Here is a 22,917-nt window from a genome sequence, read left to right as displayed (position 1 = left end):
CTCCCGACGAAAGACCCGACCATGCTCAATGCCCGCAACTGCCTTGCAGCGCTTCTGGTCACCGCCCTCGCCGGCACCGCGACGCCGTCGGGACAGGCCACCCCGAAGGGCGCCCGGGCCGAGAAGCCGGCCGAAGTCGCGCCGCGCGGTCAACGCGAGGCCAAGGACATCAACTATGGCGCCTGGCAGAAGCTCTGCTTCAAAGCCGGCGGTGCACCCACGCTTTGCCGGACCTCGATCACGGGGCAGTTCGCAACCGGACAGACGGCAGTACGGGTGGATCTGATCGAGCGCGAAGACTCTGCCACGGCCCGGCTGCAACTGTTCGTGCCCGTCGGCATGTATCTGCAACAGCCACCAAGGTTGAGCATTGACCAGGGCACTCCCTTCCGCGTGCCCTATACGTGGTGTCTCACCAATCTCTGCATCGCCGCAGATGTCGCGGCGCCGAAGATCGTCAAGGAGATGGAGTCCGGCAAGATCCTGACGATCGAACTCATTGACTCCAACCTCCTCGCCATGACGACGTCGATCCCCCTGACGCAATTCGCCTCCGTCCACAAGGGGACGCCAGCCAGGACGTTGGAGCAGGATATCGACGAATGACGGCCCGCGCTGATCTCAGGAGGTCCTGGCGCGTTCGACGAATCCGATCAGTGACGCCGCCGTAAAGGGCTTGGTCAGATAGGCGATGCAACCGGACTCAAGCGCCGCGGCGCGGTTCGCAGGGCTGTCATTTCCAGTGATGAAGATCACCGGCGCCGTGACGCCCTGCTCGGCCAGGCGTCGCCGCACGTCGATACCGGATTGTCCCCCGAGATCGATATCGAGAACGATGCAGATCGCAGTGTCGAATTTGCCGTGCTGGAGCAAGGCCCCCGCGGACTCGAACAGCGTCGCTTTGAAGCCGTATCCGCGCAGCAGCCTGTTCATGCTGGTCCGCATGGATGCATCGTCGTCGAGGACAAAGACGGACCTGCGTAGCGGCAAGGCGATGTGCCTTTTCGAAAGATGATCGCGCGGTGAACGCCGTGCTGGCAATTGGATACTGGATCCGCTTGCTGCGCGTTGCCTGTCCATCATTGCGCACGGCTCGTGAAGCCGTGTCAACACGCTTCGATACTGTCTTTGGGGAGCGGTGGCAGCCAAATACCAATGACCGAAACTAACTCTCGTTGGTACCGAGCATTCCGAGCCGCTCCGCGATCGACACGAGAGCGGCAAGCGATTGAACCTGCATCTTTTCCATCACCTGGTGTCGATGCGCTTTCACGGTGCGCTCGGTCGTTCCGAGTTCGTGCGCAATCTGCTTGTTGATGCGGCCGCGCACGATGAGGTTGAACACCTGCCGCTCGCGTTGCGTCAGCGTAGCGAGGTGAGTTCGAAACGTGTCGAGCTTGGTGCGCTGGGCGCGCGCGGCCCGTTGACCCGCCAGAGCCCGTTCGATGGCATCGATCAATTGCTCGGACGATATCGGCTTGGTCAGGAAGTCTTCGGCTCCCGCCTTGATCGCCCTTACGGTGGTCGGGGTATCAGCGTGCCCTGTCAGGAAGATGATCGGCAGCGTCGAGCCGGATGCGATCAGTTTGGCCTGCAAATCGGGACCGCTCAATCCGGGAATGCGCACGTCGAGCAGAATGCATCCCACCTGCGCGTCATCGAGCGGAGATTCCAGCAACTCCAGCGCCGAAGCATAGGTCACCACCTTGTAGCCCGCGAGCTTCAGGCGCCGCCCAATCGCCGTCCGAAAGGACTCATCGTCATCAACTACGTGAACGAGACCCGGCACCTTCACCTCTCGGCCAGTTCCAGCACAATCGACGCCCCGCTCCGCAAAGTCCATCGTCAACAGTCCGCAAATCGGACTAACGGTACACCATCAATCCCGGCCTCGGCAGCGAAGTCTCATTCCACGCATCAAGCCGCGGGGCTTGTCCCTTGGTACAATGAACCTAGGGACAATGGATTGAAATACCGCCTTGGCAGAAAATCAACCTCGGCGAGAGCGAGACAGCACGGCGTACTCCCGGCTCGAAGTATCTCGTCTGGCGGGTTAATTCGGCAAGAGGTTGGGGGTTTTGCCATGTTTGTTCGCATTGCCACCGATTCCGCACAGCGCCCCAATTCCCTCCGCGACCTCGGAATGACCAGCGATTCAAAGGCGATCGTCAGTTTAAGCGAGTTTTCATACAGAAAAGGAAAGGAGATTTACGGCGAGAAGGAGCCCGCCGAGTACGTCTATCAGGTCAAGGCTGGCGCAGTCCGAAGCTACAAGCTGCTGTCTGACGGCCGCCGACAGATCGGGGCCTTCCACCTGAGGGGCGATATTTTCGGCCTCGAGAACGGCAGCGAGCATCGGTTCACAACGGAGGCCGTGATCGACACCACGGTGCGTCTGATCAGGAGGCAAAGTCTCGAAACGGTGGCCGAGAGCGATGCAACGGTGGCAAAAAATCTGCTCAGCTTGACCACGAACAATCTCCAGCACGCGGAAGACCACATGCTGTTGCTCGGCCGCAAGACGTCGCTGGAGCGGGTCGCGGCCTTCCTGCTCGAAATGGACAAACGGCTGACGGCGGCTGGGATCATGGCCCTCCCGATGTCGCGGCGCGATATTGCCGACTATCTCGGGCTGACACTGGAGACCGTGTCGCGCGCTCTGTCGCGCCTGCACGAATTCGGCGTCCTGGGCTTTGTCGGAAATACGCAGCGCCAAATCGTGCTGCTGGACAGAGAACGGCTGGCGGGTCTTGATCTCCAGTCCTGACCGGACAAGGCTCTCTATCCAATCGCATCGCCCCGCGGCAATTCCCTCAGTCCGAGGTGCCCCAGCATTTTGAGCAGAACTTCGAACAAGATGGCCGCGGACCAGCCAAACAGCAGGACCCCATTCATCGCAGTGAACGGGCCGATCAGGCGCCATGCCGCTGTCGGCGTGATGTCGCCGTAGCCAAGCGTGGTGTAGTTGACGAAGGCGAAATAGAGCACATCGCTGCCGGGCGGAGCCGCCTGCACCACATGATACGATAAGGCCCAAACCAGGATTTCAAGGACGTGAGCGAGTTCCAGCACCGCTGCGGTCACGGTCATGACGCCCATCAGGTGCCAATTCTGCCGGCCGGATTCCCGAAGGCCGGCCCTGCGCGCGATCGACACGGCAATGACGGTCACGAGCGCATGAATCGCGATGTTGATCGCGCTGACAAGCACGCCGACGGCAAACTGCAACATCATTGCGCGGGCACTCCTCGCTGGATTTTAATCCAGGCCGCAACCAGCTCCCAGGCGACGGACAAGATGATCGGCCCGATGAAGAGACCGATGATCCCGTGGGCAAGCGTGCCGCCGATCACTCCGATAAGGATGACGACCATCGGTGTTGTCAGTCCCCGGCCCAACACAAGCGGCTTCAGGATATTGTCCAGGAGTCCGACGACAACGAAAAATCCCGTCAACAGCGCGGCCGTGGTGACGTCCTTGTCCACCCAGATCCAGATGAGCGCGGGCACGAGCAAGAGGAATGCGCCGATCTGAACAATCGACAGCAACAAGACTATCAGGGCCAGCAGACCGGCGCTCGGCAAGCCTGCGAGCCTGAAGCCGATCCCGGCGGCGAGGGCCTGCACGAATGCCACCCCGATCACGCCCTGAGATACGGCGCGGATCGTGGCGCCCGCGAGCTCCAGGAATTGCTCACTCTGCTCCGGCACGATGCGGACCAGGAAACCCCGGATCGCGGCGACGAGTTGCGGCCCATAGGGAAACAGGAAGCCGGCGATGAAGACCGACACCAGGAACTGCAGCGCACCGACGCCGGCGCTGCCGGCAAATGACAGCATCACGCCTGCAAGCGGCTTCAGATACGGCGCCACCTCGCGCACAACGGCGCGAATATTGGTGTAGGCCAGATTCCAGAGATCGAAGAGTTGGGGGCCGATCAGCGGCCAGCGCTTGATCTGCTCCGGGGCGGCCTGCAGCGCGAGATCACCGGTGCCGATCTGGCTCGCAAGGTCTCTGATGCCTTCGACCGCGCTCAGCCCGAGCCATGCCGCGGGGCCGAGAACAATGCCTAGCGTAACCAGGGTGAGAATGGCTGCGGCGATCCGTGGGCGTCCGCCGAGGCGTTTGGCGAGCCAGCCGAACGCCGGATAGAATGCCACCGCAAGCACCGCACTCCAGGTCAGGATCGGTACGAAGGGCCGGATGATGATGAAAGTCCAGACGATCAACAGGGCCAGCAGTGCCAACCGGATCAAAAGCTGGACAATGCTTTCGGCGCTGACGAGATCGCGAGGAGGCTTCAAGGCTGGAGTCTCATGAACCGTAAAGTGGCGCGCCTACACAGCGTCGGGCTACAGCCGCGGGCTTGATCCAGGTCAAGCGGTCGCGGAGTTTCTGTCGCAGCTGCAGGGGTGATCGAGCCAAATCGGCGGGCGGTGAGGTAACTGCTGGCCTCGCGCGTAGCCACCAAACGGAGCTAGCAATATTCGCGCTCGGGAAAACCACAACAGTGCGTCACGAGTTCAAACGCACGGGGCCCATAAGTTGGAGCAGCGGTGAAGCGCGACGCAAACCTTTAGCCGTAAGTCACTGAAGTCATTCGGAAGTTCGAACGTTCACGACAATATCCTGGCGGAAGGGGTGGGATTCGAACCCACGGTACCCTTGCGGGCACGCCGGTTTTCAAGACCGGTGCCTTAAACCACTCGGCCACCCTTCCGAGACTTGAAATTGCTAGGCTTTTCGTCGCTTCGCAGAGAACATTTTGAGGACTCTGCTACCGCTTTGCTACCCAACGTCGTCGGTGGCCTTGTTTATTGCCCAAAGCCTCGTCAGGTCAATATCGACCTGGCCGATGCCTTCTCTCAGAGCCTCAAGCTCCCGCTCAATCTTGTCGAGCCGCTTCCCGATCAACGTCTCAATCTGTTGACCTGCGTAGAGAACGCAGCCCATCAGGCTAACCCACAAATACCAGTTCTCCGGCATCATTCTCCCTCCTGCCTTCGACTAGCGAAGGCGTTTCGAAGCGCGCCGTCAACCGCCGCGGCAGCCTCCCCCTGCATGTTCGGCATCAGATGGCTATAGATGTCCATCGTGATCGCAATCGAGGAATGGCCTAGCCGTTCCTGGACTATCTTGGGATGGATGTTCGAGGCCAGCATATGGCTGGCATGGCTGTGCCGGAGACCGTGCAGCGTGACCCGCCACTCCTTCAGGAACTCGGAAACGGCATGAGTGAGGCTACGCGGCTGGAGGGGTGAACCATCCGCCTGTGTGACCACGTGTCGGTCATCATCACCGCGAACGCCAAGCCGAAGCAGCTCTTCAGCCTGCATGACGCGCCAGCGCCGCAGCTCTTCAACTGCCATGGCGGGCATTGCGATGGTGCGCGCGCGGCCGCTTTTGGCTTCTTTTTCCCGGACGGTGCCGGCATCGGTTTGCTCTGTGCTCGCAACAACGGCCAATTGCCCGTTCTCCAAGTCCACCGAACGCCAGCGGAGCGCTGTGATCTCCCCACGGCGGAGGCCGCAGAGGGTTGCAAGAATAAGCGGGATAAACAGGCGGCGCTCCCGAGCAGCATCGAAAGCGGCAGCCGTCGCGTTCGCATCAATCGTCCTGACCGGCTTACGCTCGATCTTCGGCCGATCACGTTTTTCGAGGAGCGCTGCCGGATTTCGAGTGATTAAGCGCCAGCGCTCAGCTTGTCCTAGAGCCGAATAAAGAACGCGGTGCATGTGGTGCACGGTGCGCGGCGAGAGACCACCCCTCCCGTCCCGCCGACCGTTCTCCAGGGCCTTGCCGTAAGCCTCGCTGATATCGATCGGCTGAAGCTTGGACAGGATCTTGGCGCCCAGCAGAGGGGCAATGTTCTTGGTCGCGATCTGCTCATAGCGTTCATGCGTGCGTGGCGAGACGTTGGGCTTGATGTGCTTCAACCAACGTTCAAGGAATTGCAAGACCGTGACTTTGGAGGGCTCAACGTAGCCGCCGCCGTTCATTTCCGTAACAAGCCTGGCGCATTCCGCTTCGGCCTGCCGCTTGGTGCCCTTAAACGAATGCCACTTCCGCTTGCGTTTGCCCGTTGCAGGGTCGCGCTGATCGAGGATGATTGCCCAATGGCCGGGCGAGCGCTCTCGGATATGCCCCTTCACTTGTTGGCATCCTTTTTGAGTTTGTTGAACAAGACTGGATCCAGCGCTTCGAGGAAATTGGTCATTTCCTCGCGAACCACTTCTCTCACTTCGGCCTTACGGAAAGACTCTTCCAGCCGGGCAATAATTTCTGCATTCATGGATTGAGCATTGCGCTCAGCGGCTTTTTCGAGCTTTCGCCGAAGGTCTTCGCTGAAGCGCAACTTGAGCTGAACGGTTTCTGAAGGCTTGCGTACCACCGGTTTCTCCCTGCGACTGGTACAGGATGGCACGTAATGGGTGGGGCCGCAAGTGACCCCACAGAATTATTTGGGGCCATATGTGACCCCTCTTGACGAAACCCAATCAAATCACATTCTCTGCACATGGGGTCACATTCGACCCCACGCAAAAGGAGATCTGAAGATGGATCCTGAAAAGCTGACGATCAGTGTACCGGAAGCCGGCCGGGTATATTTTGGACTGTGCAGAAATTCGGCTTATGCCGCAGCGGAGCGAGGCGATATCCCGACTATCAAGATCGGACGGCTCCTGAGAGTCCCCGTCAAAGCTCTCGAACAGATGCTCGAAAACCCGCGCAAGACGGAGGCCGCATAAATCATGGCCTCCAAAATGGAAAACCCCGCGCGGGCGGCACGGGGTTGTCCGGTAACTGTTCAGGCGGACGGCTCGAACACCCCGGAATATGCCCTTGCCCATCTTCGCGCGCAATACCTCGCGGAGATCTTCTGCCTCCCCGCTGGCATGGCCCTTACCGTTGCCGAACTGGCGTTTGGGGAGGCGCGGTAATGCACCTAGAAGCGCTCAAACAGCAAATCGATTGCATCCGCGATCATGCCCTCTCGCACTATGCGCGCGGGGAGCAGGAAGACCTTGCGCGCCAATTGCGCGAAGCCGCACGCCTTATTGAAGCCAGTAAGACTGTCGGGTTTGTGGCGTCGCTGTTGTCCTCTGGTCCCAAGGGGGCAGCATGAGCCGTTGCATTCTCGGTATCGACCCCGGAGCGTCCGGCGCGATCGCGTTCTACTTCCCCGACCACCCGGAAAGGGTGGCCGTGGAAGACATGCCGCTCGCCGCTGGCGAAGTGGACCCGGTGAACCTTGCAAAGCGTGTCGCAGCTATGGCGCCGGACATCGTCTTCCTGGAGCGCGTCAATGCGATGCCTGGGCAAGGCGTGTCATCCACCTTCAAGTTCGGGCGCGCCTATGGCGTGGTTCTCGGAGTGATCGGCGCAGCAACGATCCCGCTGCACCTAGTCACGCCCGCAAAATGGAAGGGGCACCTCAGACTGACCTCCGACAAAGAGGAGGCGCGCGCGCTAGCATTAAGGCTGTTTCCGGCGTGCGGAGACCACTTCAAAAGGAAAAAGGATCATGGGCGGGCCGAGGCGGCGCTGATCGCTCGGTATGGTGCCGAAACCATGCGCCTGATCGGAGTTGGTGCATGAGCCATCCCCTCATGGTCTCGGACCCGGAAGTCCGCAAACAACTCCAGCTCGCCGGCCTCCGCTTCATGTGCTCGCGCGCGCGGTGGCTTGAGAGTGAGGCGAAGCTTCTCGGCACCAGCCTAAAGAACGGCAACCTCTCAAGTCGGGAGGTCGATGCCCGACTTGAGCAAATGGGCGCGCTCAACCTCGTCTATCCCGAGCTGATGAGGTGCGAATGAACGTCCTTGCAGCAAAGACCAAACCAGACAGGCAGCCCTATGGCGAGGGCTACAAGTTCGAGACGCTGAGCGAGTTCGTCGGAAGTGATGAGTACCGGCGCAACTGGCTTATCAAAGGCGTCGTGGCGTACGGCGAAACTTCAGCGTGGATCGGTGCGCCGGGCAGCTTGAAATCTGCCCTTATGGCAGACCTTTCGGTCAGCATCGCCTATGACCGGGATTGGCACGGCCGAAAGAACAAGTCTACCGTTCGCCCCGCCGTCGTTTACTTCGCACTGGAGCGCGCCGATCTCGTCCGCCGGCGCATTGACGCCCAGATCAAGCGCCTAGGACTAGAGGAAACCAGCAATCGCATCATCATCGTGCCGAGTACGATCGACCTCCTCGACGCCCGCAACGTCCCTAAGGTCGTGCGGACCGTGCAGAACGCGGAAGCTTTCACCGGCTGCTTTGCCGGGGTGCTGATCTTTGACACGTTCGCCAAGCTGATCGCGGCCGGCGGGGGCGACGAAGACAAGGCGAAGGACCAGGGACGGCTCTTCACCAATATCGAACGGCTGAAAGAGGATCTGGGGCGGCCGCACGTCGCCCTGGTCGGTCATACCGGCAAGGACGAGACCCGCGGTTCCCGAGGCTCCAACGCGTTCCTGGGGGACGTTGACGTCATGGTGACGATCTCCGGAAGCGAGATCAAAACCGCCACGGTGGTCAAAGCCAACGACATGCCAGAAGGCCCGCTGTTTTCCTTTAAGTCGATTGTGCATGAGTTCGGCTTAGACGAGGACGGAGACCCTATCACGGTCAACATCGTGAGCCCGGAGGACGTCACCACCCCGGCCGCCAAGCCGTCCGAGCCAAAACTGTCCGCGAACCAGCAAACCTTCTTTCGGCTTCTCTACGACGCCGGCGCTGATGGTCTGACGCTGGAGGAGTGGAACAATCGCGCCAAAGCCATCGGAATAGGTACCAACCGCAAAGCCACGCTCCATGACCTTCGCAAAGCCTTGGAGGACCGATCAATGGTGAGAGAGTACGGCGGCCGATGGAAGGTGGACCATGGCTAGACGTAGCCCCTCCCAACAGCAATCCCGATGAGGCACCCTATGCCAAACCCAATCAGGAACGCGGCCAGAGCCTCGGCACCCCAAAGGCGGCGCACCTGCCACCCTGCCCCGGCTGCCATCAGCACAAGCAACCCGAACACTGCCAGCTCATCCATCTCTACGTTCCGCTCATATACGGTCGGTTACGGTGGTGTCGCCTCTCATAGAGAGAGGCGAACCGTAACGTAACCCCGTAACCCGTGGCACCCGTAACCGTAACGTAACCCGAACCGTAACCCGTAACTGAGGAAGAGACGTGAAAAGGACCCCAACAGCCCTCGGCCAAAGCGGCGAGACGGCGCCGGTTGTTGACTTGTACGGGGCTGGCAAGATCCAGCGGCGGGTTTGGCGCGCCTTCATGGCTCTGCCGGATCAGGAACTGACGACGGCTCAGCTGGCAGCATGGTGCTATCCTCGATTGGAGGGTGAGCCTCGACGGAAGCACCGTTGGGCAATCGTCCGAGCTGCCGAGCGAGTGGCAAAGCGCGTGCGCCGTGATCGGCCTGGAGGGGTCGTTTTCAGGGCCTTTGGTAGCAATGCGGTAGCAACCGCACATTCCGACGTGACAGAATTTGAGTCGGCTCAATAGCTTAGATGGCGACAAGCACCGGTTTGGCAATTCGGTTCAAGAGGCAAGATGCGCATTTTGATGATTGTAGTTCTCGCCATCGCGACCGGCTCAGCGCTGGCGCAGCAGCCCGAGGGCGACGTTTACCCGTCCAAGGTCGATGGCATCGAGTACCTCCTCCGCTACGGCACCAAGCCGCGCCACGGATGGCATGACGGGCTCACCTACTCCGATAAGACCAAAGCTGAATGCGAACGCAGACTGGCGTTGCTCGATCCTCCAGCGGTATGCATGGTCCGGGAGCAGCTGGAGATTTGACAAATGGGCGAGGGTTGGGGCTGGCGTCAGAACCTGAGTTGGCGATGGGGGTACAGCCGCGCCAAGCTGGGGAAGACCTACAAGTGCCCGTGGTGGGCAGATGAGCAGGTCTATGGGCTGGCTTTCCTTCAGGTAAAGGGCGTCCAGCTCCCTCGCGATCCGTTGGGATCGGCAACGGTCAAGGAACAGGACCGTTTTCGCTGAACACACCAGGATCGCCCGGCGATTGTGGCAACTGCCCTTCTCTGGTGATCGTCCAGCTGCGCCCGCGCTCGGTAGCACGCTCAACTGTCGCTGTGATCCTGATGGTATAGCGCCCGTCGTTCACGGCATCTCTCGGGTGCGAAAGATAGAACGACACCGTCTGCCATCTGAGAGGGCCTTGCGGCCGTATCCACCTAACAAGCTTGATCGTACGCCCGACGCGCGTTTTGTCTCTCTCGATCGTGCTGAGATCATCATCCAGCACAATTGCTGGGGCAATCCGCGATCCCCAGTTGGACCAGCCTCATCCATGCACGGCCATCGCTCCCCAGCGCACATTTCAAACCGATAGACGCGTAGTCGAATTTTTCCACATCTTCTAGGGTCGCGAATCCCAAGCGATGCCGCGAAGTGCTATTTGTTGCCATTAAGTGCCTGACCACATTACACTTTCCTCTTTGTTCGGAATCCCGTAAGAGCTACAGTGTCCGCACCAAATAACTCACTGGTGCGAACGAAGATGCCCGATCAAACGTCCGACCACTTTACCGAGCGAGCCGTCTTCAAGTGCTCGCCTGAGCTGCTTGAGGTTATCGACCGCTCGGCAGCAGCGAGCTTCACCACGCGATCAAACTACCTTCGCGACACGGTTGTCGACCGTCTCCGCCGTGAGGGTGTGATCCCCTCCCCGCGCGCGACGGTGGGAGCAACCTGATGAAGATCATTCACAACAGGCTGTACGAAGACCTCTGCTGCGAGATCGACAGCGGCACGCCTGAGGAGCGCATTGGATTGCTGCTGTGCGGTATTGCCGACCGCATCCAGGCGGCCAACGCCAACCCGGTGAAGCTGTCGGACCTGTGCTCAGTCCTTCGCGAGCACCCCGGCAAGCTGGCGCGAACCGCGCTGCGGAAAAATCTGTCGGTGGTGTCATGAAACGTCTGGTTTTCGCCATCGCCCTCTCGGCCTTCTCGACCCTCGCCTTTGGCGCCGGCACCCTTCCCGGCATCAGCATGACGCAGCAACTGGACGAGAATGCGCGCCCGCTCGCCGGCGGGAAGCTCTATTTCATTCAGGCTGGCACCACCGCGACGCCGCAGAACTGCTACCAGGACACGGCGCTCACCCAGGCTTATCCGAACCCGCTCACGCTAGATGCTGCTGGCCGCGTTCCGCAGGTCTTCTGCGCTGATGGCGTCATCAAGATCCGGCTCACGGACCGGAACCTCAATCAGAAGCTCGTACAGGACAATCTGCTGGTCGTCGGTCCTTCTGGCGGTGGCGGCGGTGGTGGCACGGTCGACCCAACCACGATTTTTCAGACCGGCGCATTCATGCAGTTCTACAGCGCGAGCACGCTTTCTGGGTGGGTGCGCTGTAATGGTCGGACGATCGGATCCGCAAGCTCCGGCGCGACCGAGCGTGCCAATGCGGATACTTCAGCGCTGTTTGCGTTTCTGTGGACCGCCGACGCCAATCTTGCTGTGAGCGGCGGCCGCGGCGCTAGCGCGGCGGCTGATTTCGCCGCAAACAAGACGCTCACCCTGCCCGACTGCCGCGGCCGCGTTCTGGCCGGTCTCGATGACATGGGCGGTGCTGCTGCTGGTCGGCTCACGGCATCCTATTTCGGGTCTGCGGCCACCACGCTCGGCGCGACGGGCGGAGCTGAAAGCTTAGCGCTCGCGACGGCGCAATTGCCCTCGATCACGTCGACCAATGCTACGCAGTCCATCACGGTAAGCACCACCGCCCACATCCCCTTTGCCGCGACAAATTATTCCAACGCGGCTCTCGCCAACAATGCCGGTGCCGTGAACGTGCCCTTCTCGGCTAGCTCATCGGGTGATCTTCAATCACTGACCGGCAGCAACTCCATCAGCGTGACGTCGACGGGCACGAGCGGTAATGCTCACCGCACCGTGCAGCCGACCATCCTCGCCACCACGTTCATCAAACTGTAGGCACCCCCTATGACCAGCCGTGAACTCCTGAAGCGCACCGCGTTTTCCAAGCGTCACCCTGAGTGGGAAGATGATCTGAAAGGGGCCAACATTGCAATCGCGCATGCTCATAGCATGCTCTCCGCGGGCAAGCTGACGCAGAGAGAGTTCAAGGAATACGAGTCCCATCTCTGGTCTGAGATGCTGGAAAAAATGCCCTTGGAAGTTTTTTCGGAGATGCAAGCCGATGGCTCGCTCAACGACCTTGAGGCGTTGGCGCACGGCAATAACGATCGCGATTCCGATGCTGATTGGAAGAATGCGACCGACAAGGACGGTTACACAGACCTGGACAAGCTTGATCCGGTCGAGGTTCGGAAGGCCATCGACCGAAAGGTCAAGGCTGACGCCCTCGAAATGAAATGGCTTGACGGCACAATCGACGATCAAAAGTACGCGCAGCTGTCACGCGACCATGTGGGCCGCGGCGAGCGTCTGGACAGCATGATCGCCGACGGCAAGCACCACAAAGCCGCTCAAGCGGCATTTGAGCGGCAGTACGAAGATGAGCCGGACCACGACAATGATCTCGTGCGCTTCCTCGTGGAAAAATACGGCGACACCAGGCCGGATGGCAGCAAGGTTGAAATGCCAGCAAAAAAGGATAGTCGCTCGAACCTGGAGAAGGCGACTGACAAAAACGGAGTGATCGACATGGACATGCTGGCGGATCTGGAAAACGGCAACTCCGTCACGACGTCGGATGGACCAGCGGGCTACGTAGAACACGAGACCGTGCACGATCTTGGGTCCATCTTGGCGAACAATCAGAGCGACGAGAACTGATGGCGGAGCAGGATCCCAAGACCGGGCGCTTCTTGCCTGGGAATAGCGGCAATGGTGGCCGCCATAAGGGCGCTCGCAACAAGCTACACGCTGATTTTATCCAGGCGCTGTTGGACCACTTCCACATGCGGGGTGCTGCCGAAAACGCCGCCAGCCTTCCGCGTGGTCAGGCCGCTATCGAGATCGTCTACCGGGAGAACCCGCGCGATTACCTGAAGCTAATCGCGAGCGTGCTGCCGAAGGAATACACTATCGAGGACAACCGGTATGACGACGTCGGCGACGAAGAACTTAGAGAAATCATCGACGACTTCCGTCGCAAAGCATCTGAGCGAGAAAGAGGCCAAAGCGCTGGCGAAGGCGCAAGCGGAGCTAAACCGGCGCTTAACTGAGAACCGGCTGAAGTATTATCGCCCCTACCCCAAGCAGCGCGCCTTCCACGAAGCGGGCTTGGTCTATCGGGAGCGGCTATTCCGGGCAGCCAACCAGGTCGGCAAAACCATCGCCGGCGGATTTGAGGCGGCCATGCATGCGACCGGCCGTTACCCTGACGATTGGAAGGGTAAGGTGTTCGATGAGCCGACCTTCGCATGGGTTGGCAGTCCGACGGGCGAGACCTTGCGAGACAATCCGCAACGCATCTTGCTTGGTCGCGTCGGACAGCACGGGACCGGCTCAATCCCTAAAGATGCGATCGTGGAGACAGTGCCCGGCGCCGGCGTCTCCGATCTTGTCGGGACCATCATTGTTCGGTGGGGCGGCGGTGGCGACGTGCAGGCCGGTCAAAGCTCGATCGGGCTGAAATCCTACGTGCAGGGCCGCGAGAAGTGGCAAGGCGAAACTCTGCACTGGCTTTGGTTCGATGAGGAGCCTCCGGACGACATTTATTCGGAAGGCTTGACGCGAACGAACGTCACCGGTGGCCCGGTTTGGCTGACCTTCACTCCCCTGCTCGGCATGTCCGAGGTGGTGCGGCGCTTCCTGATGGAAAAGTCGCCGGACCGGAACGACACCGCCATGACCATCGAGGAGGCCGAGCACTTCACGCCCGAACGCCGTAAGCAGATCACTGCCGGGTACGCGGCGCACGAACGCGACGCGCGCACAAAGGGCATCCCAATCTTGGGCTCGGGCCGCATCTTCCCGGTAGCCGAAGAGACGCTTACCGTTGCGCCTTTTGAGATCCCCGCGCACTGGCACCGCATCGGCGGAATGGACTTCGGCTGGGATCACCCCTTTGCTGCTGTAGAACTTGCTTGGGACGCGGATCAGGACATCGTCTACGTCGTCAAAGCTCACCGGCTGCGCGAGGCCACACCGGTGGTGCATGCCGGCGCCATCAGGTCGTGGGGTCCCCTGCCCTGGGCGTGGCCGCGTGACGGCCGCCGGGAAACGCTGGAGGGTGCCGGCGTGGCCCTAGCTCAGCAGTACCGGGATCAGCAGCTCAACATGTTGGACATGCACGCTCAGTTTCAGGACGGCTCTGTGAGCGTCGAGGCCGGGCTGATGGACATGCTAACGCGGATGGAGACCGGCAAGTTTAAGGTCTTCAGCACCCTGCTCGACTGGTTCGAGGAATTCCGGCTCTATCACCGAAAGGACGGCAAGGTGGTGAAGCTGGGTGATGACCTTCTATCGGCCACCCGCTACGCGATGATGATGCTGCGCTTTGCTGAGCAGATCTATCGGCGAGACAAGCCACGGCGCCGGCGCGGGTTCTTATGGGGCGGCGGGCACGATAGCGGCGCGTGGATGAGTGGCTGAGCCCGACTGTGAGGGGGCGGACAGCAAGCGCGATCGTCGCCACGAAATTACTATCTGGCGAGAGCTTCCGTGCCGTACAGGCGCCATTCTTTGATTAAGTGCCCGACAGGTGCGACAGGTGAGCGACAAAGTTCTGTTAGCTTGTCACTGAGCCTGCCAACCAACACGACCATATGGCGCATCTCGTCGAACCTGATGGACTTCCAATTTTTGCGATCTAGCAGGTGGACCACTCCAAAATTGCGAAAGTGGATGAGCCTTGAATGCATTTTCCAATCAATCTCGCCGTACAACGAAAGAAAATCCGCGACCATTTCAGTAGGTGAAGGACCGAACATGGCTTGAAAGCCTTCGTGTTCGCCATAGACCTTTTCGATGAGGGCGCGCTGGACTCCAGGTATTTTCAGACGCCTAAAGACCCCTTGTAAACTTACCGTCTTCGGGTCGCTGTCTAGGAGAATGCAGGTTCGCACAACTGCCATCATGAGCGTACCATCCTGAAACCCGAGGGCGGCCTGTGACCATCCGTAAGGGTAATTGGTTTTTCCGCGCGACTCTTTGATGGCTTCGTTTACCCCCTCACCAAGCCCAAATGACATGGCCGCTAAAGTGGCGATCCCGGCTAATCGCGGTGCTGAGTCGACTATGAATTTCACATCGGCGTGCTCATCGGCCATGGCAATGCGTCCATCGGTAAAATGCCCATCCCACCAACAGGACGCAGCAGGCACAAATTCGATGCGGCGGGGCGGCTCACTTCGGCTTGATTAACCGCTCCTCGTGAAAATTGCAGGCAGCATCCTGACACTGCCACATCTGGGTCATCATACCCTTTGCGTTTGGGCCGAAACTGCTCCTTGCGCGCATCGACCGACTACCGCACTTGAGGCAAATGTCCGCCGGATATTTACCGTTCAACTGCTCTTCCAGAGCCGCAACTTTCTTTTCTAGTGCTGCGGTCCGGTCCGGGATAGTGCCCAGCTCTTTCCAGAGCGGGACGTCATTCAGCCACTTTCTAACATCGTCCAACACGCCCATCGCATGCCCTTAAGTTTTTCCGTTCACAGCTGGCGGCTTAGCACGACTCGCACGCGTCAGTCCTTGATCCTGTTCTCGCGTACATCTTTCAGGATCGCCTCGTATGTCGCAATCACCTGCCTATTACGATCGATCGCCTCCTGGGTAACGTCTCTCCAAGCGCCACTACCCTCGCGTTCTCCGAGTTTCATGCTTCCCGATTCCAAGGGCTGAAGGTCGCGTCGCAGTTGCTCTAACTGCTTCTCAATACCCTCCGCGTACTCGCGCCAATCCACCACCATATCGCGCCTCCCGTTGCTGGACCAATGCTGACGCAACCAGAGCGTGAACACAAGTGCTGCCTTCCCGATTCTTGGGCTTTCGATGGCACTGGACGACATGCTGACGCCTCGACTCAGGCGTGCCCTGCCCCAGCGCAATTCGGCGCTTTGTGGAGGCGAGCATGTCCCGTGCCCAAGCAAGTCGATCACATGAGGAGCGTAGTGCAGCCAGACTGAAGTGGATAAATGTGCCACCCGGCATGACGCCGGCTATGGCTGATGAATTTATGCGGAGGCTTAACGCCGGGAGCACGCTGAGCAAGCTAACATCGGGGAGGCTCGAACCGGCATTTGTGAGTAGACAGCGCTTCCTAAAGCATTGCGAACTGCATCCCGAATGGGCCGTCGAAGCAAAGCGTCTAATCAAGGCAAACGAGGAAGCCGCGGCGCACATCCGCGCAACCGTGACGTGGAGGTTCGCGATACAGCGATCGGCTGACAAGCGCCGAACAGCCGAGCGATGCAAGAACGGTCACATCCGGACGCTGGAAAATACCTTTTACGAGCAGCATCTGGGCTATCTCGTCAGGCGCTGCAAGGACTGCATCAAGATCCGTCGCCAGTTGCTGATGCCTACCCCGGTACAGGTTAGAGCTACCATTGCATCGCTTCAGGAGGGTGGGACATTGAGTGCCGAGCCGTCGCACGTGCAGCAGTCCATGAGAAATTTCATGAGGGCAAATCCGAGGCTCGGTAATCGGCTGCGCGCTATCTCCGAAAAGAACGCATCCGTGCACAGGAGCGCCGCACAGAGAGCTAGGCGCAGGTTTGCCGCCTCAGCCTTGACCCAGAACAACGGCGAGGATGCCTATGAGGCGGTCTGCAGAGCGACAGCCCATTTACCGGATGAGGACCGCCGGGACGTCATGTCCAGGATGTTTCTCGCTATCGCCGAAGGCTGCCTGACACTGTCCGAGGCACGATCCCGCGTTTGGGAATTTCTGAAAGATCACCGGCGCCGCCCTCGGGTGTATGGCGAAGCCCGGTTCAGCTTAGACAGCCCTGTGGGCGCCGACTGCGATATGACGTGGCTGGACACGAAAACAGATGCCGATCGGCTTTGGGCCCCCTGATGGGGATGGATTTTTAAGCAAATCAGGAGCAGCATGTCCGTGGGCTTGGAAACCCGGACCAGAGCTATAGCCGCATCATGCTTGGTCAGCATGTCCGCTCGATTGGCGTCGAGGGGTGACGGCTGAACGTAAACTTTCCTGGTTGGAAGGTTTACCAACGGACGCACTTGGCGGTGCGGCTCCGAACTCTGCCCTTTTGGCCGAGGTCGGGCGTGCTGTCCAGAGGGGCAACCCTTAAAAGCGCTCGGCGTGTCGCTCTGGCACGTTTCCAAACCCCGGCTGCCGCGGCTGACCCGCGACATGGGCCTTGGAAAGCCCTCAACCAGAGCAACCACCATGGAAAACGTCAGAGAACTACCAGCGGAGTCCACCCGTGCGATTTTGCACGGCCTCGCACTCCAACAGCGGGAGCGGGAAACCTCGCTCCAGAGCCTCGCCAGACTCAGGAAAGAGGCATCCGCCGAGATCGAACGCCTAATCGCCTTCCTGGACGCCTCCGACCCCTACGTGACGACCGAACTCGAGGACGACACTTCGGCCGACCTGGAGGACGATGACCCTGCTGAGGACGACGACCCGGCAGAGAATGACCTCGATGACGAGCCGTCCCTGGGAAGCCTCGGCACGGGGGAATGGTCCGATCAGACCAAGTGGGCCGCAGGCAACCGAACCGACCTTGAGGACGAGCACGACGGCCGGGAGCCAGACGAGAGTGGCATTGCTGACATGGAGGGCTTGCTTGAGCAGGTGGGCTCGCAGAGCTGGCAACTGGACGGTTATGTCTGATGCGCCCGATCCGAGCCCTATGGGCGCTCCAGCGACTTAGATGGGCACGCTGGCGCGTCATGCGCCGGTATCGAGGCCTGATCCTCTAACCACCAAAGCCCCGCCGGCATCACTACCGGCGGGGCTCTCGCTCTTGCATGGGCCAACTTCAGTTTAAGATCTTCGAGGGCGTTTCGACTGGAGGCTGTGCACCTCCTGGGGGCGCCATGGGCGTGATCGGTCCTGGCACCACAATAGCAGGTGGTTTTCGCTTGCGTTGTCGGAGCGCCCAACCGTCTAGCTTCTTCTTCCAACGCTTATTCAAGTCCAGCATCGCGATGTAGGCGGAAAGGTCGTCCGGGTCGATTCGGCTGAAGTCGATGATTTTGCTCGCGTCCTTGCAGTGCCCAACGAGGGCACTAGACCAATAATGGTAAGCCACCTTTTCGTCGAAAACCTTGTTGTCAATTCCTACAGCGATAAGTTCGTGAATATTCAGGCACGCGTGTACCGTCTTGTATTCGTCGCTCTTCACTATCTCTTTGAGGGTCTTTCCATCGTCGATTTGCTTGCTGACAGCTTCCACATGGCCGTCAAACGACTGGAACAGCTTAACGATCGAGCTGTCGGCCTCGGTCTTCAGGAAGAAATCGATCGTCGCCCTTCTGCGCGCGATCGTGCGGGTGACGTGGATGGAATAGAAGGCGATGCTGCTCGCGATGATAGCAACCAATGGTGTGATTAGCGCCGCATAGGGCAGAATCTTCTTCGCCGCGAAGTGGACAGCATCATAGGCTGCCCAACCCCACAACGCGATCACTTGACCGCTCATTGAACCTCGGCCTCAGTACCGGGGGGTCCTGTGACCGGCAGATCCCGTGTAGGGATTCATGTTGCCGCTGGTGCCGAAGTTATCCCGTTGGGTGCCGTTCGGATTTGTAGCAACATAGGGCGCCACGTAGGTACCGTTGCTGCGGGTGTAGCCCGACGAAGTATGTGTGCTCGGGTTCGAACCGGTTCCGCTGAGATATTGCGCGTGCGCGGCGGTCCCAGCGAGCGTCAACGCCAAAGCAAGAGAAATGGTTCTCATATTCAGCCCCCCCAAAAGGTTTAATCAACCGCGTTACGCAACCACAGCTCGCACGCGAAGTCGAGTCCGACAAAAGGCTGACGGGCGATTATACCTGACGCGTTCTCGGGAAAATCTACGGAGCTTGTTTCGACGCGGCAAATTGGGGCGGCTTACCCGTCTCAAAATCCGGCCGGACATCGGCCTCACGGCTACCGCAGCCCCGGCAGACAAAGAGCGGCTCGATATCGGACAGCCGCACCTCGTCGGGCCATCGATCGGCTTCTAGCGCTGTATGATTGCCGCAGTGGCAGTAGACCAGGACGCCGCGCAAGCCCATCTCGCGCATCTCTCCGAAGGTGATCTTGAGCGGCCGGCCGTCTGCGTGCGTCTCAGTATGGCGTTTAGAGCGAGGCATTGCGCGCATCGAAGCGCGCCGCTCTCAAGAGTCAAATTGTCGATTCCTAGCGGCTCAGAACGAGCCCGAGCTACTGCCTGTTGTGGGTGTGAAAGCTTGATCCGCGACACATAAGCCAGCGGACAACAAGACCGCCAGCGAACAGTGTGAGCCCGATCAAAGTGATTGTATCGGCATCCATCATATGCCCCTGCTCCGTCGCGGGCCGCAATCGGGCTGCTACCGGATTTGCTACCCAACTGGTTGGGACGACGCAGGAATGACGGGGACGAAGGGGCGCGGACCTTGGGAAATTTCCTAGTATTTCAGCACCAAATGGGACCGGCAGTTACAGGCCGGCACCCCAATTCCAGAATTTCAAGACCGGTGCCTTAAAACCACTCGGCCACCCTTCCAAACTCGGAATGGCTGTCGCTTAACGCAGTCGACCGCGCAAGGCAACGCGAAGTTGGGCCATGCCGACGCGATCGAGGTTTGGGCCGGGCTGAGGCGTTGTGGCCGCTGGAAATTTGCGGGGGCCCTGCTGCGGCTATCGTTTGAGACGCCTTGGCGGCTGCGGAGCGCAACCCTCCGTTGACCCGGATCAAGGTATTTCCGCCGCCCGTCACTAGCGTTGGTTGACGCCATGGACGGAGGATGACGATGGGACTGAAGCGACTCCTGGTAGCCGTAGCGCTCTTGGTTGGATTTGTCACACCTGCACTGGCGCAGCCGTTTCCGCGTCCGGTGCTGCAATTTACCGGTCAACTGATCTTCGGCCCGACGCTCATTGTCGGGCTGACGGTGGTCAACTGGCGCGACTACTCACACTCCCTGTTTGCGGAATCGCCCAAGCTGCCGCCGTGCGGGCTCAACACCTCGGCGTCGCGGACCTGGGTCGATATCTACAACGCCAGAGGCCGAATGCTCTATGGATTCTGTGACTTCGCCGATCCGTCCAATCTCTCGCAGCTCTTTTTCTCGGTTCCCATCACCGAGCGGCCAAGGGCGGTTTACGTCACGCTCACCGACCGGTTGCGACATCGAATAGTCGTGTCGAACAGGGTCGTGATTCCTTGATCCGGAAAACAGAAAACGCGGCGCCCTTGGGAGCGCCGCGCCAAATCCGTTCGTGACGATGGCTGCTCAGTAGCCGCAGGACGCGCAGTTCATCTGCACCGGGGCGTAATAGGAGTAGCCGGGCGACACCATCTCGACGCGCTGGCGCGTGGCATATTGCGGCGGGATGTGCTGGTACTGCACGCTCGGCGGCGCAACCATGACGGTCTGCGGTACCATCACGGTGCGGTACTGCGCCGGCGTGCGGTGCGCGACGGTTGCGCCCGGCGACACCATCACGGTCTCGTCGACGGTGCGGTATTGCGGCTGCACGTATTGCTGCTGATAGCAGGTCTGGCACGGCGGCGGCGCGTAGCAATTGTAGCAGCCGGCGGAGGCCGCGCCCGTCATGGAAATCGCGGCGACGGCGGTGGAGAAAACAACAGCGAGAGTACGAGACATTTTGCGGCGCCCCAGTTGCCCGAAATGGATTTGCGAAGGTCGCCGCATTATACGCCGCAAAATTTGGGGCTGCTGAAGTTCGTCGAGGCATCCTTAATACGAACGGCCGGCTTTCGCCGGCCGTTCAGAACTTGTTGACCATGTGCGACCGCATCGTTCGCGATCACAGCAGGCGCGCGACGCTCTCAGTTCGAACGACGCTTGACCTCGCGCACCGCACCGCGCGCGGCGCTGGTGGTGAGTGCTGCATAGGCCTGCAGCGCGGTCGAGACGTTGCGCTTGCGGCCGACAGCCTGCCAGGCGGTATCGCCCTTCGCCTCCTCCGCGGCACGGCGGCTGGCGAGTTCCTCGTCGGAGACCTCGAGGGTGATGCTGCGGTTCGGTATGTCGATGGCGATGCGGTCGCCGGTGCGCACCAGGCCGATGTTGCCGCCTTCGGCTGCTTCCGGCGACAAATGGCCGATCGACAGGCCGGACGAGCCGCCCGAGAAGCGGCCGTCGGTGACGAGCGCGCAAGCTTTGCCGAGGCCCATCGATTTCAGGTAGCTGGTCGGATACAGCATCTCCTGCATGCCGGGGCCGCCGCGCGGGCCTTCATAGATGATGACCACGACCTCGCCGGCGACGACCTTGCCACCCAAGATGCCTTCGACGGCTGCGTCCTGGCTTTCGAACACACGCGCCGGGCCGGAGAATGTCAGGATCGAGGCATCGACGCCCGCGGTCTTCACGATGCAGCCGTCCTGCGCGAGATTGCCGTAGAGCACTGCAAGACCGCCGTCCTTGCTGAAGGCGTGCTCGAGATTGCGCACGACGCCCTTCTCGCGATCGGTATCGAGTTCGTCGTAGCGGCGCTCCTGGCTGAAGGCGACTTGGGTCGGGATGCCGCCGGGCGAGGCGCGGAAGAAGGTGCGGACCGACTCGCTCTTCGAGCGCTTGATGTCCCAGCGCTCCAGCGACTCCCTCATGGTCGGCGCATGCACGGTCGAGACCGAGGTGTCGATCAGGCCGGCGCGATCGAGTTCGCCGAGAATGCCCATGATGCCGCCGGCACGATGCACGTCCTCGACATGCACGTCGGCGACCGACGGCGCGACCTTGCACAGCACGGGCACGCGGCGCGACAGCCGGTCGATGTCCTGCATGGTGAACTTGACCTCGCCTTCATGCGCCGCCGCCAGCAAATGCAGCACCGTGTTGGTCGAGCCGCCCATGGCGATGTCGAGCGTCATCGCGTTCTCGAATGCCGTGAAATTCGCGATGTTGCGCGGCAGCACCGAGGCATCGTCCTGCTCATAATAGCGGCGCACGATATCGACGATGGTGTGGCCGGCCTCGACGAACAGGCGCTTGCGGTCGGCGTGGGTGGCGACGACAGTGCCGTTGCCGGGCAGCGCGAGTCCAAGCGCCTCGGTCAGGCAGTTCATGGAGTTGGCGGTGAACATGCCCGAGCAGGAGCCGCAGGTCGGGCACGCCGAGCGCTCGATCACCTTGACGTCCTCGTCGCTGACCTTGCTGTCGGCGGCGGCGACCATGGCGTCGATGAGGTCGACCGCCTTGGTCTTGCCCTGCAGCTTGACTTTGCCGGCCTCCATCGGTCCGCCCGAGACGAACACGGCGGGAATGTTCAGCCGCAGCGCGGCCATCAGCATGCCGGGCGTGATCTTGTCGCAATTGGAGATGCAGACCATTCCGTCCGCGCAGTGGGCGTTGACCATGTACTCGACGCTGTCGGCGATCAGCTCGCGCGACGGCAGGCTGTAGAGCATGCCGTCATGGCCCATCGCGATGCCGTCGTCGACCGCGATGGTGTTGAACTCCTTGGCGACGCCGCCGGCCTGCTCGATCTCGCGGGCGACGAGCTGGCCAAGGTCCTTGAGGTGGACGTGGCCCGGCACGAACTGGGTGAAGGAGTTGACGACCGCGATGATGGGCTTGCCGAAATCGCCGTCCTTCATGCCGGTCGCGCGCCAGAGGCCGCGGGCGCCCGCCATGTTGCGGCCGTGGGTGGTGGTGCGGGAGCGATAGGCTGGCATGGCGGTTTCCGTCCTCGGTTTGACCGGCCGGGCGTGAAAAATGTGATGCCGCCTCAGGCCTTTGTGGCCGGATAGCGCAGCCGGGGAACGCGCGCAACGGGAACTTGGGGCGAAGATGGCCGGATCGGCCCCTCGCAG

At 60.5% G+C, this 22,917-nt stretch carries 29 protein-coding genes and 1 tRNA gene; 17 read left to right on the top strand and 13 right to left on the bottom strand.

What is annotated here, in order from left to right; translation table 11 throughout:
* Positions 1-21 precede the first annotated feature (21 nt).
* A complete protein-coding gene (locus tag JQ580_RS04765) occupies positions 22-606 on the top strand; it encodes an invasion associated locus B family protein (RefSeq protein WP_212278535.1) in 585 nt (194 codons plus the stop codon).
* A 15-nt stretch (positions 607-621) separates the two neighbouring features.
* Here JQ580_RS04765 and JQ580_RS04760 read toward each other — a convergent pair whose 3' ends face one another.
* Positions 622-990, bottom strand: a complete 369-nt coding sequence (locus JQ580_RS04760) for a response regulator transcription factor (RefSeq protein WP_212279201.1) — start codon at positions 988-990, stop codon at positions 622-624.
* Positions 991-1,165: 175 nt separating this feature from the next.
* Positions 1,166-1,789 carry a response regulator transcription factor gene (locus JQ580_RS04755; protein WP_212279200.1) on the bottom strand — a complete coding sequence of 208 codons (624 nt, stop codon included), beginning with the start codon at positions 1,787-1,789 and terminating at the stop codon, positions 1,166-1,168.
* Between the two features lie 294 nt (positions 1,790-2,083).
* Here JQ580_RS04755 and JQ580_RS04750 point away from each other — a divergent pair, with 294 nt between their 5' ends.
* Positions 2,084-2,767 (top strand): helix-turn-helix domain-containing protein, encoded by a 684-nt coding sequence (locus JQ580_RS04750; RefSeq protein WP_212278534.1) that lies wholly within the window; start codon positions 2,084-2,086, stop codon positions 2,765-2,767.
* 14 nt (positions 2,768-2,781) lie between these two features.
* Here JQ580_RS04750 and JQ580_RS04745 read toward each other — a convergent pair whose 3' ends face one another.
* The 6 genes from JQ580_RS04745 to JQ580_RS04720 all read right to left on the bottom strand — a co-directional run bounded on the left by JQ580_RS04745 (position 2,782) and on the right by JQ580_RS04720 (position 6,391).
* Positions 2,782-3,234 (bottom strand): potassium channel family protein, encoded by a 453-nt coding sequence (locus JQ580_RS04745; protein WP_212278533.1) that lies wholly within the window; start codon positions 3,232-3,234, stop codon positions 2,782-2,784.
* On the bottom strand, positions 3,231-4,256 hold the full coding sequence (locus tag JQ580_RS04740; protein WP_409363196.1) for an AI-2E family transporter: 1,026 nt from the start codon (positions 4,254-4,256) through the stop codon (positions 3,231-3,233). The genes JQ580_RS04745 and JQ580_RS04740 overlap by 4 nt, the downstream gene beginning before the upstream one ends.
* A 374-nt stretch (positions 4,257-4,630) precedes the next feature.
* Positions 4,631-4,720, bottom strand: a tRNA-Ser gene (locus JQ580_RS04735).
* Between the two features lie 68 nt (positions 4,721-4,788).
* Entirely contained in the window at positions 4,789-4,989 is a 201-nt protein-coding gene (locus tag JQ580_RS04730; protein WP_212278531.1) for a hypothetical protein, read from the bottom strand.
* Positions 4,986-6,152, bottom strand: coding sequence for a tyrosine-type recombinase/integrase (locus JQ580_RS04725; protein WP_212278530.1), 1,167 nt, complete (start codon positions 6,150-6,152; stop codon positions 4,986-4,988). The genes JQ580_RS04730 and JQ580_RS04725 overlap by 4 nt, the downstream gene beginning before the upstream one ends.
* Complete coding sequence (locus JQ580_RS04720) at positions 6,149-6,391, bottom strand: Arc family DNA-binding protein (protein WP_212278529.1); 243 nt, start codon at positions 6,389-6,391, stop codon at positions 6,149-6,151. Before JQ580_RS04720 ends, JQ580_RS04725 begins: the two co-directional genes overlap by 4 nt.
* Before the next feature lie 166 nt (positions 6,392-6,557).
* Here JQ580_RS04720 and JQ580_RS04715 point away from each other — a divergent pair, with 166 nt between their 5' ends.
* From JQ580_RS04715 to JQ580_RS04660, 12 genes are all read left to right on the top strand, one after another.
* Positions 6,558-6,749 (top strand): helix-turn-helix domain-containing protein, encoded by a 192-nt coding sequence (locus tag JQ580_RS04715; RefSeq protein WP_212278528.1) that lies wholly within the window; start codon positions 6,558-6,560, stop codon positions 6,747-6,749.
* Between the two features lie 3 nt (positions 6,750-6,752).
* The gene (locus tag JQ580_RS04710) at positions 6,753-6,941 is read left to right on the top strand and encodes a hypothetical protein (RefSeq protein ID WP_212278527.1); all 189 of its coding nucleotides are present in this window, start codon (positions 6,753-6,755) and stop codon (positions 6,939-6,941) included.
* Positions 6,941-7,126, top strand: a complete 186-nt coding sequence (locus JQ580_RS04705; protein WP_212278526.1) for a hypothetical protein — start codon at positions 6,941-6,943, stop codon at positions 7,124-7,126. Before JQ580_RS04710 ends, JQ580_RS04705 begins: the two co-directional genes overlap by 1 nt.
* A complete protein-coding gene (locus JQ580_RS04700; RefSeq protein WP_212278525.1) occupies positions 7,123-7,599 on the top strand; it encodes a RuvC family protein in 477 nt (158 codons plus the stop codon). Before JQ580_RS04705 ends, JQ580_RS04700 begins: the two co-directional genes overlap by 4 nt.
* Positions 7,596-7,817: a hypothetical protein gene (locus tag JQ580_RS04695; RefSeq protein ID WP_212278524.1), complete on the top strand. Its 222-nt coding sequence runs from the start codon at positions 7,596-7,598 to the stop codon at positions 7,815-7,817. The genes JQ580_RS04700 and JQ580_RS04695 overlap by 4 nt, the downstream gene beginning before the upstream one ends.
* Complete coding sequence (locus JQ580_RS04690) at positions 7,814-8,881, top strand: AAA family ATPase (RefSeq protein WP_212278523.1); 1,068 nt, start codon at positions 7,814-7,816, stop codon at positions 8,879-8,881. The genes JQ580_RS04695 and JQ580_RS04690 overlap by 4 nt, the downstream gene beginning before the upstream one ends.
* Positions 8,882-9,557: 676 nt before the next feature.
* Entirely contained in the window at positions 9,558-9,806 is a 249-nt protein-coding gene (locus JQ580_RS04685) for a hypothetical protein (protein ID WP_212278522.1), read from the top strand.
* A 918-nt stretch (positions 9,807-10,724) separates the two neighbouring features.
* Positions 10,725-10,946 (top strand): hypothetical protein, encoded by a 222-nt coding sequence (locus JQ580_RS04680; RefSeq protein WP_212278521.1) that lies wholly within the window; start codon positions 10,725-10,727, stop codon positions 10,944-10,946.
* On the top strand, positions 10,943-11,971 hold the full coding sequence (locus JQ580_RS04675; RefSeq protein WP_212278520.1) for a hypothetical protein: 1,029 nt from the start codon (positions 10,943-10,945) through the stop codon (positions 11,969-11,971). Before JQ580_RS04680 ends, JQ580_RS04675 begins: the two co-directional genes overlap by 4 nt.
* A 9-nt stretch (positions 11,972-11,980) precedes the next feature.
* Positions 11,981-12,796 carry a hypothetical protein gene (locus tag JQ580_RS04670; RefSeq protein WP_212278519.1) on the top strand — a complete coding sequence of 272 codons (816 nt, stop codon included), beginning with the start codon at positions 11,981-11,983 and terminating at the stop codon, positions 12,794-12,796.
* Positions 12,796-13,188 carry a hypothetical protein gene (locus JQ580_RS04665; RefSeq protein WP_212278518.1) on the top strand — a complete coding sequence of 131 codons (393 nt, stop codon included), beginning with the start codon at positions 12,796-12,798 and terminating at the stop codon, positions 13,186-13,188. The genes JQ580_RS04670 and JQ580_RS04665 overlap by 1 nt, the downstream gene beginning before the upstream one ends.
* Positions 13,124-14,560, top strand: a complete 1,437-nt coding sequence (locus JQ580_RS04660) for a terminase large subunit domain-containing protein (RefSeq protein WP_212279199.1) — start codon at positions 13,124-13,126, stop codon at positions 14,558-14,560. The genes JQ580_RS04665 and JQ580_RS04660 overlap by 65 nt, the downstream gene beginning before the upstream one ends.
* 50 nt (positions 14,561-14,610) lie before the next feature.
* Here the strand turns inward: JQ580_RS04660 and JQ580_RS04655 are convergent, their stop codons facing one another.
* Together JQ580_RS04655 and JQ580_RS04650 are read right to left on the bottom strand one after the other, a co-directional pair.
* On the bottom strand, positions 14,611-15,237 hold the full coding sequence (locus JQ580_RS04655) for a hypothetical protein (RefSeq protein ID WP_212278517.1): 627 nt from the start codon (positions 15,235-15,237) through the stop codon (positions 14,611-14,613).
* 417 nt (positions 15,238-15,654) lie between these two features.
* Positions 15,655-15,978: a hypothetical protein gene (locus JQ580_RS04650; protein ID WP_212278516.1), complete on the bottom strand. Its 324-nt coding sequence runs from the start codon at positions 15,976-15,978 to the stop codon at positions 15,655-15,657.
* Positions 15,979-16,130: 152 nt separating this feature from the next.
* Here JQ580_RS04650 and JQ580_RS04645 point away from each other — a divergent pair, with 152 nt between their 5' ends.
* Both JQ580_RS04645 and JQ580_RS04640 read left to right on the top strand, forming a co-directional pair.
* Positions 16,131-16,991, top strand: a complete 861-nt coding sequence (locus tag JQ580_RS04645) for a hypothetical protein (RefSeq protein ID WP_212278515.1) — start codon at positions 16,131-16,133, stop codon at positions 16,989-16,991.
* Positions 16,992-17,327: 336 nt separating this feature from the next.
* Positions 17,328-17,777: a hypothetical protein gene (locus JQ580_RS04640; protein ID WP_249133921.1), complete on the top strand. Its 450-nt coding sequence runs from the start codon at positions 17,328-17,330 to the stop codon at positions 17,775-17,777.
* Positions 17,778-17,925: 148 nt separating this feature from the next.
* Here JQ580_RS04640 and JQ580_RS04635 read toward each other — a convergent pair whose 3' ends face one another.
* Positions 17,926-18,588 (bottom strand): DUF4760 domain-containing protein, encoded by a 663-nt coding sequence (locus JQ580_RS04635; RefSeq protein WP_212278514.1) that lies wholly within the window; start codon positions 18,586-18,588, stop codon positions 17,926-17,928.
* A gap of 1,291 nt (positions 18,589-19,879) precedes the next feature.
* On the opposite strand from JQ580_RS04635, the gene JQ580_RS04630 reads away from it, so the two are divergent.
* A complete protein-coding gene (locus JQ580_RS04630) occupies positions 19,880-20,302 on the top strand; it encodes a hypothetical protein (protein ID WP_212278513.1) in 423 nt (140 codons plus the stop codon).
* Between the two features lie 66 nt (positions 20,303-20,368).
* On the opposite strand, the gene JQ580_RS04625 is transcribed toward JQ580_RS04630, so the two are convergent.
* Both JQ580_RS04625 and ilvD read right to left on the bottom strand, forming a co-directional pair.
* On the bottom strand, positions 20,369-20,692 hold the full coding sequence (locus JQ580_RS04625) for a hypothetical protein (RefSeq protein ID WP_212279197.1): 324 nt from the start codon (positions 20,690-20,692) through the stop codon (positions 20,369-20,371).
* Positions 20,693-20,928: 236 nt separating this feature from the next.
* Positions 20,929-22,779 carry a dihydroxy-acid dehydratase gene (gene ilvD / locus JQ580_RS04620; RefSeq protein ID WP_212278512.1) on the bottom strand — a complete coding sequence of 617 codons (1,851 nt, stop codon included), beginning with the start codon at positions 22,777-22,779 and terminating at the stop codon, positions 20,929-20,931.
* Between the last annotated feature and the right edge of the window lie 138 nt (positions 22,780-22,917).

It is taken from the genome of Bradyrhizobium sp. SZCCT0148 (assembly GCF_018129985.1).
In the GTDB taxonomy this organism is placed as follows: domain Bacteria; phylum Pseudomonadota; class Alphaproteobacteria; order Rhizobiales; family Xanthobacteraceae; genus Bradyrhizobium; species Bradyrhizobium japonicum_H.
This window is presented reverse-complemented; position numbering and strand designations above follow the sequence as displayed.